This is a genomic window from Niabella sp. (assembly GCF_030150205.1).
Classification (GTDB): Bacteria; Bacteroidota; Bacteroidia; order Chitinophagales; family Chitinophagaceae; genus Niabella.
Genome location: NZ_JASLGT010000025.1, coordinates 17,394 through 32,578 on the forward strand (window position 1 = coordinate 17,394; position 15,185 = coordinate 32,578).

The 15,185-nt window shown below is 47.4% G+C and carries 14 protein-coding genes; 8 read left to right on the top strand and 6 right to left on the bottom strand.

Going from position 1 to position 15,185, the window contains the following annotated elements; translation table 11 throughout:
• Positions 1 to 80: 80 nt before the first annotated feature.
• Both Q1V85_RS18975 and Q1V85_RS18980 read left to right on the top strand, forming a co-directional pair.
• On the top strand, positions 81 to 1,967 hold the full coding sequence (locus Q1V85_RS18975; RefSeq protein ID WP_300602142.1) for a family 20 glycosylhydrolase: 1,887 nt from the start codon (positions 81 to 83) through the stop codon (positions 1,965 to 1,967).
• A 306-nt stretch (positions 1,968 to 2,273) separates the two neighbouring features.
• Positions 2,274 to 3,068 carry a response regulator gene (locus Q1V85_RS18980; RefSeq protein ID WP_300602143.1) on the top strand — a complete coding sequence of 265 codons (795 nt, stop codon included), beginning with the start codon at positions 2,274 to 2,276 and terminating at the stop codon, positions 3,066 to 3,068.
• Here Q1V85_RS18980 and Q1V85_RS18985 read toward each other — a convergent pair.
• Positions 3,065 to 4,294: an NAD(P)/FAD-dependent oxidoreductase gene (locus Q1V85_RS18985; RefSeq protein WP_300602144.1), complete on the bottom strand. Its 1,230-nt coding sequence runs from the start codon at positions 4,292 to 4,294 to the stop codon at positions 3,065 to 3,067. The two genes, Q1V85_RS18980 and Q1V85_RS18985, sit on opposite strands and share 4 nt — an antisense overlap.
• A gap of 118 nt (positions 4,295 to 4,412) precedes the next feature.
• On the opposite strand from Q1V85_RS18985, the gene Q1V85_RS18990 reads away from it, so the two are divergent.
• The gene (locus Q1V85_RS18990; RefSeq protein ID WP_300602145.1) at positions 4,413 to 4,727 is read left to right on the top strand and encodes a hypothetical protein; all 315 of its coding nucleotides are present in this window, start codon (positions 4,413 to 4,415) and stop codon (positions 4,725 to 4,727) included.
• Between the two features lie 7 nt (positions 4,728 to 4,734).
• Here the strand turns inward: Q1V85_RS18990 and Q1V85_RS18995 are convergent, their stop codons facing one another.
• Positions 4,735 to 5,673, bottom strand: coding sequence for an alpha/beta hydrolase (locus tag Q1V85_RS18995; protein ID WP_300602146.1), 939 nt, complete (start codon positions 5,671 to 5,673; stop codon positions 4,735 to 4,737).
• 136 nt (positions 5,674 to 5,809) lie between these two features.
• On the opposite strand from Q1V85_RS18995, the gene Q1V85_RS19000 reads away from it, so the two are divergent.
• Complete coding sequence (locus tag Q1V85_RS19000; protein ID WP_300602147.1) at positions 5,810 to 6,520, top strand: M15 family metallopeptidase; 711 nt, start codon at positions 5,810 to 5,812, stop codon at positions 6,518 to 6,520.
• The gene (locus Q1V85_RS19005; RefSeq protein ID WP_300602148.1) at positions 6,517 to 7,074 is read left to right on the top strand and encodes an AAA family ATPase; all 558 of its coding nucleotides are present in this window, start codon (positions 6,517 to 6,519) and stop codon (positions 7,072 to 7,074) included. The genes Q1V85_RS19000 and Q1V85_RS19005 overlap by 4 nt, the downstream gene beginning before the upstream one ends.
• A gap of 22 nt (positions 7,075 to 7,096) precedes the next feature.
• On the opposite strand, the gene Q1V85_RS19010 is transcribed toward Q1V85_RS19005, so the two are convergent.
• The 4 genes from Q1V85_RS19010 to Q1V85_RS19025 all read right to left on the bottom strand — a co-directional run bounded on the left by Q1V85_RS19010 (position 7,097) and on the right by Q1V85_RS19025 (position 11,697).
• Positions 7,097 to 8,797 carry a sodium:solute symporter gene (locus Q1V85_RS19010; protein WP_300602149.1) on the bottom strand — a complete coding sequence of 567 codons (1,701 nt, stop codon included), beginning with the start codon at positions 8,795 to 8,797 and terminating at the stop codon, positions 7,097 to 7,099.
• Entirely contained in the window at positions 8,794 to 8,931 is a 138-nt protein-coding gene (locus Q1V85_RS19015; RefSeq protein ID WP_300602150.1) for a hypothetical protein, read from the bottom strand. The genes Q1V85_RS19010 and Q1V85_RS19015 overlap by 4 nt, the downstream gene beginning before the upstream one ends.
• A gap of 101 nt (positions 8,932 to 9,032) precedes the next feature.
• Positions 9,033 to 9,212 carry a hypothetical protein gene (locus Q1V85_RS19020; RefSeq protein ID WP_300602151.1) on the bottom strand — a complete coding sequence of 60 codons (180 nt, stop codon included), beginning with the start codon at positions 9,210 to 9,212 and terminating at the stop codon, positions 9,033 to 9,035.
• A complete protein-coding gene (locus Q1V85_RS19025) occupies positions 9,202 to 11,697 on the bottom strand; it encodes a PIG-L family deacetylase (RefSeq protein WP_300602152.1) in 2,496 nt (831 codons plus the stop codon). Before Q1V85_RS19025 ends, Q1V85_RS19020 begins: the two co-directional genes overlap by 11 nt.
• Positions 11,698 to 12,338: 641 nt before the next feature.
• Here Q1V85_RS19025 and ggt point away from each other — a divergent pair.
• The 3 genes from ggt (at position 12,339) to Q1V85_RS19040 (ending at position 15,184) form a co-directional block, all read left to right on the top strand.
• The gene (gene ggt / locus Q1V85_RS19030; RefSeq protein WP_300602153.1) at positions 12,339 to 14,066 is read left to right on the top strand and encodes a gamma-glutamyltransferase; all 1,728 of its coding nucleotides are present in this window, start codon (positions 12,339 to 12,341) and stop codon (positions 14,064 to 14,066) included.
• 104 nt (positions 14,067 to 14,170) lie between these two features.
• On the top strand, positions 14,171 to 14,698 hold the full coding sequence (locus Q1V85_RS19035) for a DUF1572 family protein (RefSeq protein WP_300602154.1): 528 nt from the start codon (positions 14,171 to 14,173) through the stop codon (positions 14,696 to 14,698).
• A 3-nt stretch (positions 14,699 to 14,701) separates the two neighbouring features.
• Entirely contained in the window at positions 14,702 to 15,184 is a 483-nt protein-coding gene (locus Q1V85_RS19040; protein WP_300602155.1) for a GAF domain-containing protein, read from the top strand.
• The last annotated feature ends 1 nt before the right edge of the window (position 15,185 follow it).

Here is a 15,185-nt window from a genome sequence, read left to right on the forward strand (position 1 = left end):
ATAAAATCAATTTAGAATAAGATTTTACCTGCACTTTAATTAAATTTACCGCTTATTATCCATTTGAACGATTCACATATATGAAACAACGACTTGCCTTTGTAGCTCCCGGCAACCGCCGGGTAAGTAATTTATTAGCATTACTTTTCTTTTTTATACTGTCTGGCTCCGCCATCGCTCAATCAAAAAATGAACCGGCCATTATACCAAGGCCTGCATTTGTAAAGTCACAACCAGGTGCTTTCCGGTTAAGCGCAACAACAAAGATTGCTGTTCCTTTGGGAAACACAGCCGCGCGGAAATTAGGCGAAGTATTGTCTCAGGCGATTAAGGATCAAACCGGGCTTCTGGTTCCTGTAACGGAAAAGAATGGTTCCGCTCCCAATACCCTGTTTATTAACCTGGCCCCCCAAGCCGATGTGCCGGGCAAAGAAGACTATCAACTGACTGTAAATACCCAATCGATTGTATTGCGCGCATCCGAACCCAACGGTGCTTTTTACGGAATACAAACGCTGTTGCAATTGTTACCCACAGATCAAAAGGAGCTGGCCAAACGCCCGGTCAGCATTCCTGCAGTGAGCATTACCGACCAGCCCCGTTTTGAATGGAGGGGGTTGATGCTGGATTGCGGCCGCTATTACTATTCGATGAACTTTTTAAAAAAGCTGATCGATTATATGGCCATGCACAAAATGAATGTATTTCACTGGCATCTTACGGAGGACCATGGCTGGCGGCTTGAAATAAAAAAATACCCGAAGCTTACAGATATCGGTGCCTGGAGAACCACGACAGAATTTTCACAGGGACGGTTAAATGGTACACCTACCGGTGGCTATTATACCCAGGAACAAGCCAAAGAACTGGTGGCATATGCTGCTGAGCGCTATGTAACGATTGTACCGGAAATTGAAATGCCCGGCCATGCATCCGCTGCACTGGTGGCCTACCCGGAATTATCCTGTACCGGAGGCCCCTTCAAAACCCTTACGCGCTGGGGCATACAAAAGGAAATTTTTTGCGCCGGTAATGAAAAAACATTTGCATTTATTGAAGACGTCATCAAAGAAGTGGCCGCTATTTTTCCAGGTGCCGTTATTCATATGGGGGGCGATGAAGCGCCTAAAGACCGTTGGAAAACTTGTCCCAAATGCCAGGAACGGATTCACAAAGAGGGCCTCAAGAATGAGCACGAATTACAAAGTTATTTTGTGAAACGGGTTGAAAAAATATTTACTGCCCAAAAAAGGAACTATATCGGTTGGGATGAGATCCTCGAAGGCGGACTGGCCCCCAATGCGTGGGTAATGAGCTGGAGAGGGATCAAAGGCGGTATTGAAGCAGCAAAACAACATCATAATGTAGTTATGGCTCCCTATGATTATTATTACCTCGACTATTACCAGGGGAAACCCTCGCTGGAACCCAATGCCATTTTTGATCACGCGATCAATACCCTGGAAAAGGTATATGGATTTGAACCCTGTCCCCAGGAGTTGACTGCAGAAGAGGCCGGTTTTATAAAGGGTGTACAGGGAAATGTATGGAGCGAGTTTATTCATACCCCCGAAAAAGTGGAATATATGGCCTTTCCCCGTGCCGCAGCCATTGCAGAAACCGGATGGACGTCAAAGGACCGGAAACAATGGACCGATTTTGCCCGGCGGATGGAGACCCAATATCAGCGCTATGATCTCCGGAACCTGAATTATGCAAAAAGTGCCTACAATGTATGGCAGACCACGGTCCTCGACAGTGTTACCAATACGGCGGAAATCAGTTTTAAGACCAATAGTTATCAGCCGGAGATCCGTTACAGCACGGATGGCAATGAACCCACGGTCCAATCTACATTATATACGGGTCCGTTTAAAGTAAAAGCCCCGGTGTTGATTAAATCTGCAACATTTAAAAACGGGAAAATGATCAGCAAAGTATATGAAGAAGCGGTGCTCCGGAAATAAGGCGGGATGAAAAAGGAATGATTTCCCGCTGATCTTCGCAAACCAAATACAGCACAGATCCAGGCCGGCTGTCTTCTGGGTTCATCTGCGACACAAATCAGCGAAGATCTGCGAAAAACAGGTCTTAGCGACTTCAGAAAAGTAAACAAAAACGACTTGTTTTTTTACGGCATCGTTAAATGATCTTATCTTCCCGTTGATCTTCGCGGCTCAAAATGCAACGCAGGTCTTAACTAATGGCGTTCTGCGTTCATCTGCGGAAGACATCGGCGCAGATCTGCGGGCAACAAATTCAACATTAAAAACTTGAACCATACAGAGTATCATAATCAACCTTCCAATACATTTACCCTTTTATTGGTAGATGACAATGAGGAAATCCTTGATTTTCTGAAAGATGACCTGGAAGAAAAATATACGGTTCTTACAGCCACTAATGGACAGGATGCACTGGAACAGCTGAATGCCCATATAGTACATCTCATCATCAGTGATATTATGATGCCCGGAATGGATGGGCTGGAGTTTTGTGATTATGTAAAATCTCACTTTGAGCTGAGCCATATTCCCATTATTTTATTAACTGCCAAAAATACGCTGCAATCAAAAATTGAAGGACTGGATGCCGGCGCCGATGCCTACATCGAAAAGCCTTTCTCTCCGGAACACCTGAATGCACAGGTGGCCAGTTTACTCAGCAACCGGATGAAGCTAAAAGATTATTTTGCCCAGTCGCCGCTGACACATATAAAAACCATGGCGCATACAAAGATGGATGAGCAGTTCCTGGAAAAACTGCAACAACTCATCGAGGCGCATTTATCTGACACACTCCTGGATGTAGAATTCCTGGCACAACGGCTGAACATGAGCCGCCCTACCCTTTACCGGAAAATAAAATCCATTTCTGATCTCTCACCTAACGAAATGATCAACCTGACAAGACTTAAAAAAGCCGCCTTGCTGATCAGCCAGGGCCACCACCATATGAATGAAATTGCAGAAACAGTGGGTTATAATTCCCTCACACAGTTTGGAAGAAACTTTCATAAACAATTTGGGATGACGCCTACAGATTATGCCAAAAAAATCAGCAGTTAACGATAGCCTTGTACAATGGACCGGGCAGCCACAAAACCAGAGCTCCAGGCATTTTGAAAATTGTAGCCGCCTGTAATGCCATCCACATCGATCACTTCACCCGTAAAAAACAATCCCGGTACTTTTTTACTCATCATGGTCTGAGGGTCCAGCTCAGACAACGTAATACCGCCGGCTGTAACAAATTCTTCCTTATAGGTTGTTTTGCCGGCAACCGGCAATTCAAAGGTATTGATGTGTTTAATGAGCAGGTTTTGATTTTTTGACGGAAGATCGGCCCAGCGTTTCTGAGTATCAATACCCGACTGCTCCAGCAGAAATTCCCAAAGCCGGTTTGGCAATCCCAGTTGATTTTTACCCCACACTTTCTGTGCAGCTTTTTCCGATCGCCATTGTGCCATATACTCCCGCAATAATGGTTCAGGTATTTCCGGAAGCCAATTTACAATGGCCCGGAAGTTCCAGTCCAACGCCGCCAGTTCCCGTGCACCCCAGGCGCTTAACCGCAATACAACCGGGCCGCTGATGCCCCAATGGGTGATCAGCAATGGCCCGCGCTGCAGCAACTTTGTGCCGGTAACCGCAACCTTTGCGTCGGTTACGCTCACGCCCATCAATGCCGTAATGGGATGACGGGGGCTGTTAAAGGTAAATAAAGAAGGTACGGGTCCCGCTATCGAATGTCCCAGGTCCAGCAACCATTGAAACTGTGCAGCCTTAGGAAATCCGCCGCAGGCCACACATACAGCATCACCATGCAAGGCTTCCCCCCGCGTTGTGTGAATAGTAAAACCTGCAGCCGTTTGTTCCAAAGCCGTTACACCGCATTGCATGCGGATCTCCACGCCATGTTTGCCGGCTTCTTCCAATAAACAGTCGATGATGGTTTGCGAGGAATCCGATACCGGAAACATACGCCCGTCGGCTTCCGTTTTCAATGCCACTCCCCGTTCTTTAAACCACGCGATGGTATCGCTGGTAAAGAACTGGTGAAATAATTTTTTTACAAAATGCCCACCCCGGGGATAACGCCGGATCATTTCTGCAATATCATAACAGGCATGCGTTACATTACAACGCCCGCCGCCGCTGATCTTTACCTTTGACAGCAGCTTATTGCTTTTTTCAAGAATGATTACTTTTAGCTGCGGATTCATACGCGCCGCATTAACCGCACAAAAAAATCCCGAAGCCCCCCCCCCGATGATATAGACCGTTTTTCCCAATGCTCAATTTTTACCAAAGATAAGGCACCGGTTTTTTAGTGCCACTGCCGGTTTAAAAGCCCCAGTTTTCATCCAGGTTGCCTAACTTTATATCAACTATTTTTAAACATCAACTACTATGAGCAAAACGTACGGGAACAATGCTTACCCAGGCGCTCAGCTGGTTGTTGATTCTGTGCAGTATACAGTAGCCATTGATACCCAAAAGACGAACCGGGTGAAATGCATTTTTACCAACGACAAACGGTTTACACTTCATGGCAACGCGGTGATCGGCAAGCCGCTGAACGCATTTAAAAACAGGGAGCATGCAAAATATCTCAGGGGTAATGGCAGTTTTGTACCGCTGGATGAGGGCTGGTATGCGGTGTTTCCTTTTAACGCAACATCGGAAACATCCAGGTGTATTGCCGTACTTAAAAACAGGTTTTAGAAACACGCTACTTTATCCAGCCATTCGCCTGCATCCAGTTCAAACATCTTTCGAACCAATGATCTTTATTAGTTTTGTTACGGAGTCCATACCCGTGGCCACCGGCAAAGTAGATATGCATTTCGGCTTTTATCCCCGCAGCCAGCAGGGCCTGGTAATACGCAATACTATTGGAAACAGGTACTACTTTATCATCTGAGCTGTGCAACAAAAAAGCCGGAGGTGTATCCGCTGTTACCTGTTTTTCATTAGAATATTGATCCGTTTTTGCCACCACGGCTGTATCTTTTCCCAGTAAGGCACGCCTCGATCCTTTATGTACGAGCGGCTCTGTAAAGCTGATAACCGGGTACACCAATATTGAAAAGCCCGGGCGCAAACTCGTGTTCTGTGGGTTGTCAATTACAGGATCGTTAAAATGCGTAGACGCTGTAGCTGCAAGATGCCCACCGGCAGAGAAACCGATGATGCCTATGCGGGCCGGATCGATATTCCATTCCGCAGCCCGCTCCCTTACCGTTTTTATAGCCTGCTGGGCATCCTGCAATGGCCCAATGGTTTTATGGATCATTATCCGGTCATCCGGTAACCGGTACTTCAAAACAAAAGCTGCAACACCGTTTTTTGCAAACGCTTCCGCCACATCACTTCCTTCCTCGTTCATCACCAGGTAAGCATAGCCGCCACCCGGGCAAATCACCACGGCTGCACCACTGGCTTTTTCTTTTGCGGGCAGGTAGGCGGTTATCGTTGGCACCGTAACCGATCTTATCAGGATCCGGCCGGTAGCGGTCGTATCCCGTTTTTCAATGATCCCATCGGTTCTGATCGCATTCGGTATATCCCGGTATAACGGAAACACCTGCTGTGCCATTCCATCTCCCAATGTCAACAGCAGTATAACATTAAAAACAATCAAATGCAGATAAAGCCTTCTTCTTTTCATATCCGGTCGTTAACAGTTTAAAAATAGCCGACCCAAACAAACACATGCCCTTATGTAGTACATAACAAAAATATCAATAAAACCTAAAATAAAAAAACTATTTGCCATTTTATGAACTTGTAATATTTTTCCAGGTATGAAGCAGCAACACCTTTCTTTTTATAAACGCGCCTTTTTTCTTATCGTATGCTGGGCAGCTTTGACCTGCGCTGCCCAATCCTATTCCTTCCCTATCCTGCGATCCGGAGAAGATTACCGGGATGCGATCCGTAAAAACCCGGATAACCGCCTGGTGGAATTAAAAAGCCGTGTACCGGGTCTGGCTTACGATCTCCAGTATGCAACCACCAATAATTTTATGCACCGGCAAATGTACCCGCGAAATACCACCACTACCTTTATGCGAGAACCGGCTGCCGAAGCGCTGGCGGCCATTCAAAAAGAACTGAACCGGGAAGGACTGGGACTTAAAATATTCGATGCCTACCGGCCCTTTAAGGTTTCTGAAAAATTCTGGGAACTGGTAAAAGATGAACGGTATGTAGCCAATCCTGCGAAAGGAAGCAACCATAACCGTGGAACGGCAGTAGATCTTACATTAATCGATCTGAAAACAGGACGGGAATTACCGATGGGTACCGGGTTCGACAATTTTACCGACACGGCACATCATAGCTTTACAGCCTTACCACCGCAGGTACTCCGAAACCGGGAGCAATTAAAAAGCATTATGCAGCAGCATGGCTTTAAGTCCCTCGATTCGGAGTGGTGGCATTATACCTATACTACCGGCACCTTTGATGTACTAGATCTTTCATTTAAACAACTCAGCAAATACAATAAATGATCTTCAACCGCTTCTATATACTTACCGGTGGACCCGGATCCGGGAAAACCACGTTGCTGACGGAACTGGAAGGCCCGCATTTTCATGTAGTTCCGGAAGTGGCCCGGCAAATCATCAGGGAACAGATGGCTATTGCAGGAACAGCGCTGCCCTGGAAAGACCGGGCACTTTATTCCGGTCTGATGCTGGAGCGGTCTGTAGAAAGCTATCAGGAGGTTATACAACAAGCACAAAACGAGCTGGACAGCTATTATTTCTTCGACCGCGGCATACCGGATACCTTGTGTTATGCGACCCTCACCGGGATAGGGATTTCTGCATACATGAATGAAATGGCATGGACGCACCGGTACAATCCAACCGTATTTATATTGCCTCCATGGAAAGAAATTTACACCACCGATACCGAGCGCAAACAAAACTGGGAAGAAGCCGTACTAACCTACGAACAACTGAAAGCAACCTATACCCGGTATCATTACAACGTGGCGGAAGTACCAACCGGTACCGTCCAACAGCGTTGCGACTTTATTTTAAATACACTTCGAATTTGAATATTACTACCGTTCTCCTGCGTCAAATACGGGTTGTCCGTTGTGATGCCAGTAGCTGCAGCAGGGAACTGATCCCCCATACCAGCAGTGCCCCGATTGCATTCAACCATAAAAATCCCAGGGATATCACCTTATATTCATTCAGGAAAAACAACACTACTACAATCAGTTCGGCAACCAATGCCGCCCAGAACACCGCGTTTCCCCTGATTTGTTTCGAGTAGAACGCTACCAGGAAAATGCCCAGGATCGTTCCGTAGAACAGTGAGCCCAGTACATTTACTACTTCAATCAGGCTATTACCCCAGTTGGAAACAAACATGGCCACTGCAATACAGAAGAGTCCCCACAAAAGCGTATAGTTTTTCGAGATCCGGTACTCTTTTTCTTCCGGGTCTTTTTTTATCGAAAACCGTTTATGAAAGTCGATCACGGTACTGGATGCAAGGGAATTCAGGGCCGCTGCAATGCTTCCCCAGCTGGCCAGAAAAATAATGGCAATGATCAGTCCCACCAGCCCGGCCGGCAAATAATCTACCACAAAATGCAGGAAAATATAGTTCGTATCATTATCCGCTCCCCCGTTCTTCTTCACCAGCCCCTTGATCTGCGTTCGCACGGCATCGGTTTCCTTTTGAAGCCCACGCAATTGCTGAAATGCCGTTTCCTGTTGGCTCGGATAGAGTGCCAGCGCCGTTTCCTTTCGCTGTTGAATGGATTGCAGCTCCTGTTTTAGATGATGCAGCGAATCGCTGTAAACCGATTGTTCCAGCCGTTTCAACTCCAGTTCGTTAAAAAATGCCGGTGCTTTATTAAACTGATAAAAGGCAAACACCAGCACACCGATCAATAAAATAAAAAACTGCATAGGTACTTTCACAATGCCGTTCATCAGCAAACCCAGGCGGCTTTCGGTAAGGTTACGGGCGGTCAGGTAACGGCCTACCTGCGACTGATCGGTGCCGAAATAGGATAATAGCAAAAAAAAGCCCCCGATCATTCCACTGAAAATATTGTAACGATCGCCCCAGTCGAACCGGCCGTCTTTAAACCCGGTGGTGATCACATTCATCTTTCCCAGTTTTCCCCCAACCAGCAGCGCATCACTAAAACCAATACCGGGCGGCAGGTCTTTTACAATAAAATAACCTGCGGTGATCATAGCGCCGATGATGATCAGGAACTGGAAGGTTTGGGTATAGGCCACCGCACGGGCACCACCGGTAACGGTATAAATGATCAGCAACCCGCCCATAAAAAGATTGGTAAGATAGATATTCCAGCCCAGCAATATCGACAGGATAATGGAAGGTGCATAGATGCTGATACCGGTAGACAGCCCCCGTTGCAACAGGAACAGGAATGAAGTCAGGGTACGCGTTTTCAGATCAAAGCGTTGCTCCAGGTATTCGTATGCTGTAAATACTTTAAGGCGGCTAAACACCGGAACAAAGGAAATACAAATGACGATAGCGGCCAGCGGCAACCCGAAATAATACTGAACAAAGCGCATTCCATCGGTATACGCTTGTCCCGGTGCCGCAAGGAAAGTGATCGCACTTGCCTGGGTACCCATAATACTCAACAGGATCAGGTACCAGGGCATGCTGCGGTTAGAAAGAAAATACCCGTCGAGATCGCGCGTGGTACGGCTTTTATATACCCCGTAAAGGATAATGACCGCTAATGTTATAATGAGTACAACCCAGTCCAGCGACTTCATGAATAATTTTTTGTTATCCAGTAAAAGCAGGCGATCAGCAGCAAAAGCACCACCATTACAAGAACATACCATCTTGTCCAGGAACCCAGCAGGGGCGCCTTTTCTTCATCCTGTATATGCTTATTTTGCTGCATTTATGTGCATTAAAGATCCCTTATCCGTATCCCCATCAATTCCCATTCCCCATTACCACCTCACTATTGACTATTAACCATTGACTATTACCTATTCCCCCTCACCGCTTCGACCGCAGGCTGTTCATAAATACGATTCCCAGCCCGATGATCAGCCCCAGCATCAGCCCCAGTCTTATTTTTTTAATAAGGGTACCCACCAGCAGACCGATCACAATGGCCACCAAAAACGCCATTTCACCCCGGCGCATCCCCATAATTTCCTTTTTCTTATCTGTCATTTCCCGTTGTTGAAGTCTGCGAATTTAGCGCAATAATATTTGCAAATAAACGGATCGCACCCGGAACGGCCGCCGGCAGTTGCCGGAAGAAGGCAAGCCCGCAATAGGTAAAATATCCTTTTCCGTATTTACCGGTCAGCAAGGCACCGGAATCATCCTGTTCGCCCGGATCGTGCATAGCAAATACCGGCTTCAGATGCGCATCCCACCCGGAGCCATGATACGTACTGCGTTCCTGCACCCATCCCACAAAATCGTCTGCCGTAATTTTATTCGGATAGCGTAGTACGGGCATCGAAGCATCGATAAAACGCACTGCAGCCCGCTCATCGGTGATCCGGTTCCGTGAAATGGAAAAATCATAAGGACCGATCTTTGCTTTTACCGGGCCAATATTATTATTAGTATTGTATTGCACGACCAGGTTTCCCCCGTTGCGCACATAGGTCATTAACTGATCATAGGCATCGTTCAGCCATTCGTGAATATTATAGGCCCGCACTCCTGTTATAATGGCGTCAAATTGCGAAAGATCGGTTGTCATCAGCCGGTTCCGGTCCAGCAACACCACCTGGTAACCCATGGCAGTAAGCACATCCGGTACTTTATCTCCTGCGCCGGGTATATACCCGATCTTTTTCCCGGCCGTTTTAAGATCGATATTGAGCAACTTTACAGAATCGGTAAAGAAATAATTAATATAAGGAATATGATCATAGTGAATCGACTTCAATGCCTCCGTATATTTTTTCCCCGGTGCTGTTTGATCCCAAACCATTCCGTATATGGCGGTTACGGGCTGTGTCAGTTGCCGGTTACTCAATGGTATCTGCACGCCTGCACCCGTATCTGCTACCGCTGCGGCACCGGCGGCTTCCGGCAATCCTGCCAGGCCGAAGCCCAAACGCCCCTGAAGTGGCTTATTGATGACCGGCTGTAATTTTAAAGATCGGGTCTCCGTTGTTCCTTTTTGAAATAACACCAGTTTGGGCGACAACTGTACCGCAACTTTTGGAGCAACGATCAGCGGTTCGTACAATTCTCCTTTTACCGGGTCTGCAAAATTGTATAATACCGGTTCGGTAATGGTAAACGGAACATCTTCTACCGTAACGCTGATTTCGGCCCTGTACGCCGGAATGGCATCCGGAATCCCTATCTGCAGCTGATTTTGTACGGTATAGTTGGCAGGCTCCATTGGCTCGCGCAACCAGTACGGTTGTGTAAATGCTGCGGTATCGGCAATGGCCACAGTCACTGCCTGGTTTACATTCCGGTTTTTTTCCAGTAACTGATCCAGGGTTAAGGTGCTGTTGCCAATTTTTACACTTTTCAGCAACACCCGCGCATCCGAACGGTTAATGATATTGGCGTTCAGTTTGATCGTTTCTCCCGGAAATACCATCTGCACATTGCTGGTGGCTCTTACAAACAAGCCACAGCACTGGCGGATGAGTTCCTGTACTTCTTCCTTCTTTTTATCCTTCCAGTAAGAGCCTGGTAATTGCTCCAGCTGCTGATACAATGCGATCAATGGCTTCACCGATGCTCCCGGATTCAAAACGGAGAAACCTTCCTCTATTTTTTTTACTGCATCCGCGATCTTTTTTCCTTCCGGGCCGATCCGGTTCCAGCTCAGATCAACCCCGTCCATCAGGTCTTTTCCCGGTGCGGAGCCTCCTGTTGTTTTAAAATACTCCCAGCTCTCGCCCCGGGTGCCGGCCGAACCAAATCCCTGGCTCTTATGCTGACTTCTGCTAAGTGCTGCTATTTCCCCATAACTTTTTCCCAACGGCGCATTATATCCGCCAGCATCAATTTTAAACTGAGAAGGGTCCGTGGTATTGGTACCACCGAAATTAAACGTATTCCATAAAATCCGGCGGGCCTGCCAGGGCTTTACATATTTCAATTGCTCTGGATATTGCCGGGGATCGGCCGCAATCTTAAACGCTTCATTGGCAAGAATGGCAGACGCCGTATGATGACCATGCCCCCCTTCCCCGGTAGTAGGAAACCGGGTAATGATCACATCCGGCTGAAATTTGCGGATCACCCATACCACATCGCTCAGCACCAGCCCGCGGTTCCACAGGGTAAAGGTTTCCTCCGGGTTTTTTGAAAATCCAAAGTCAAAGGCACGTGTAAAAAACTGCTCGCCTCCATCGATCCGCCGTGCCGCCAGCAGTTCCTGCGTCCGGATCAATCCCAGCTCGATCCCCTGCTCTTCCCCGATCAGGTTCTGACCGCCATCTCCGCGGGTAAGTGACAGGTAGCCGGTACGGTAAAATTTCTCATTCGCCAGGTAGGTGATCAGCCGGGTATTTTCATCATCCGGGTGAGCTGCCAGGTAAAGCACAGAACCCAGCACGTTCAGCTTCCGGATCCCCTGCAGGATCTCACTGCCCGACCAGCTCCGCGGCCCCTGGGCAAACGCCACTCCGCAAAAACACACTAAAAATAAAGAATACACAATACGCTTCATCTTACGAATATACAATGGAGACGCGAGAGTTACGCTTTCAGCCTGTAGCTTTTAGCCTTCAGCCTACCTGATATTATTTTGTTTAAGTTCACTATTCCAAGTGCACGCACGCCGTGGCGGGTTAGATCCGTTTTAGACTTGACGGACAATCCCATTTTCACATTCCTAAATTTTCAAATCTTCAAATCCCCTCATGGTTGATAAATCTGGTTGGCTCTTAATGATCAACTAAAAACTGATGGCTGAAAGCCTATTAACCGTTGTCTTTTTGTGGAACATGTAGACCGGGGAGACTCGAAATTTTTCAGGCAGAGAAAACAATTCGCGCCTATGGTTGCTGAATGATAAAGGCTAAAGACTTGTTCAGCATCGGAGAAAAGATCTTCAAATATAACCGGGGTTTCATTTTCACATTTTCACATTCTCACATTCTCAAATTTTCAAATCCCCTACCATTTCTGGTTCAAGATTTAACCTTAGCCCCATTCAACATCAGATGCCAGATCGCCGATCCCAAACGTAATCAACTGATCACTGAAAACTGATCACTGAAAGCTGATCACTGAAAGCTGATTACTAAAAGCTGAAAGCTACCCACGTAAACCAGAAAGTTTTTTTACCTTTCGCTAAATTTTATATTCATGCGTCACCTCCTTGTTACAGGAACCCTGATCTTGTCCGCTGTCTGCACGGCCGCCCAAAAAGCCGGCAAGCAGCCTGTCCCTGCCTCCGGTATCGATGCCTATCATTATACCATTACCAAAAGCAGTAATACCGCCAATGGAGCCGTTGTATCGGCACACCCGCTGGCCAGCCTTGCAGGGTTGGAAATGTTGAAAAAAGGCGGCAACGCCGTAGATGCTGCCATTGCCACCCAATGGGCATTGGCCGTTGTTTACCCGGGTGCCGGCAATATCGGCGGCGGTGGGTTTATGGTAGCACGATTAGCCAATAATGAAAAAATAGCACTGGATTACCGGGAGATGGCGCCTGCCAAAGCGCACCGTGATATGTACCTGGATGATAAAGGCGATGCGGTTGCCGAAAAAAGTTTAAACGGTCATCTTTCGGCTGGCGTGCCGGGAACGGTAGCCGGTTTATATGCGGCCCACCGGTATGCCCGCCTGCCTATGGAAGTACTGATACAGCCAGCGATTGATTTTGCAGAACATGGTTTTGCAATCACCGCAGCGGAGGCGCATGGATTAAATGCAAGCAGGGAAGATTTTCAAAACCTCTGCACCCGGCCCACGGCTTTTGTAAAAAAAGATCCCTGGCAAAAGGGCGATACCCTGGTTCAGAAAGAACTGGCGGCCACCTTAAAACGGATTCAGAAAAACGGGCAACGGGGGTTTTATGAGGGAGAAACGGCCCGCCTGATTGTGGAAGAAATGCAACGCGGCCGCGGTATCATTGGGCTGGATGATCTCAAAGCCTACCAGGCAAAGCTGCGCACCCCGCTCAGCTTTACCTATAGAGGCTATGATATTGTAGGCATGCCCATGCCCAGCAGCGGCGGACTGTTGCTAAACCAGATGCTGAAAATGATTGAGCCTTACAATATTGGTGCGATGGGTTTTTCATCACCGGCAGCCGTACAATTGATGACGGAAGCCGAACGCCGGGCTTATGCCGACCGTGCCCGTTATATGGGTGATGCCGATTTTGTGCAGGTGCCCGTTGCAGCACTTACCAGCGACGCCTACCTCAAAAACAGGATGAAGGATTATAACCCGCAAAAGGCCGGCAACAGCAAACAAACCGGAAGAGGCATTGTTCCCGGTTATGAAAGTGAAGAAACCACCCACCTGAGCGTACTTGATAAAGAAGGCAATGCCGTAGCAGTAACAACTACGCTTAACAACGGCTATGGAAGCAGAACCGTTGTAGGCGGTGCCGGTTTTCTTTTAAACGATGAAATGGATGATTTTAGTGCCAAGCCCGGTTCACCCAATCTGTTTGGTGCCGTAGGCGGAAAAGCCAATGCCATTGCACCCGGCAAACGCATGCTGAGCTCAATGGCGCCTACCCTGGTATTAAAAAACGGACAACCTTACCTGGTGGTGGGTACACCCGGCGGCACCACCATTCCTACTTCGGTATTTCAAACGATCGTAGATATCATCGATTTTAATATGAGCACCGATGATGCTGTAAACAAACCAAAGTTTCATCACCAGTGGCTGCCCGACCGCATCGATATCGAAAGCGGTTTTCCGGAAAGCACAGCCGCTGCATTAAAAAAAATGGGTTACCAGCTATACGATCGTAAACAAATCGGCCGCACAGAGGTTATAAAAGTACAGCCAGGCGGAAAACTGGAGGCCGTGGCAGATCACCGGGGCGACGATTCAGCCGCGGGGTTTTAGCGTGTTCCAGGTTTCAATACAATATTCTGAATCTAAAAACTGATAACTGATGACTGATAACTGATGACTGATAACTGATGACTGATAACTAAAAACTCAAAACAATGAACGAAACCCTTTTTATTCAAAGCGCCATTCAGCAATTTAAAGATTATAAAGCGCTTGCTGAAAAGACATTTGCCCAATTAAAGGATGCCGACTTTCATTTTCAGCCGGATGGGGCGAACAATAATCTTGCGGTAAATATCACGCATATGCACGGCAATATGCTCAGCCGCTGGACCAATTTCCTTACTGAAGACGGCGAAAAGGACTGGCGCAAAAGAGACGAAGAATTTGAGGAGCAGTCATTTGACCGCACACAGCTAATGGCACTTTGGGAGGAAGGATGGCAATGTCTGCTTAACGCATTGGAATCGTTAAAACCGGAAGACCTTGAGCGCACCATTACCATCCGCACCAAACCCTTAACCGTAATAGAGGCCATCCATCGTCAACTGACGCATTATTCCTACCATGTGGGGCAGATCGTTTTTATCGGCAAGCATATCCGGAACGATGAATGGCAAAGCCTTTCCATCAATAAAGGCGATTCAAAAGCATTTAACGAACAGTTAAAATCCCAACGATAATTTATGGCAGAAGATCTTACCATACATACCGGATCAAAAGAAGAACAATACAGCGCACTACTTCCGCAGATCGGAGCCCTCATCGAAAACGAACCCGACCTGATCGCCAACCTTTCCAATATTGCAGCGGCGTTGAAAGAACAGTTTCACTGGTGGTGGGTGGGCTTCTACCTGGTTAAAAATGATGAATTGGTGCTGGGGCCATTTCAGGGGCCGGTGGCCTGTACCCGTATCCGGAAAGGACGTGGTGTTTGCGGTGCTGCCTGGGAACAGGCCGCTACCATTCTTGTTCCGGACGTGGAGCAATTCCCCGGCCATATCGCCTGCAGCAGCTTCTCAAAATCGGAAATCGTTGTTCCCATTATACGTAATGGCCAGGTGTTGGGCGTGCTGGATGTAGATAGTGAGCTATATGATCATTTTGATATAGTGGATCAGCAATACCTGGAAACACTGGTCGATCGTATTTCTTTTTCCTCCATTTAAA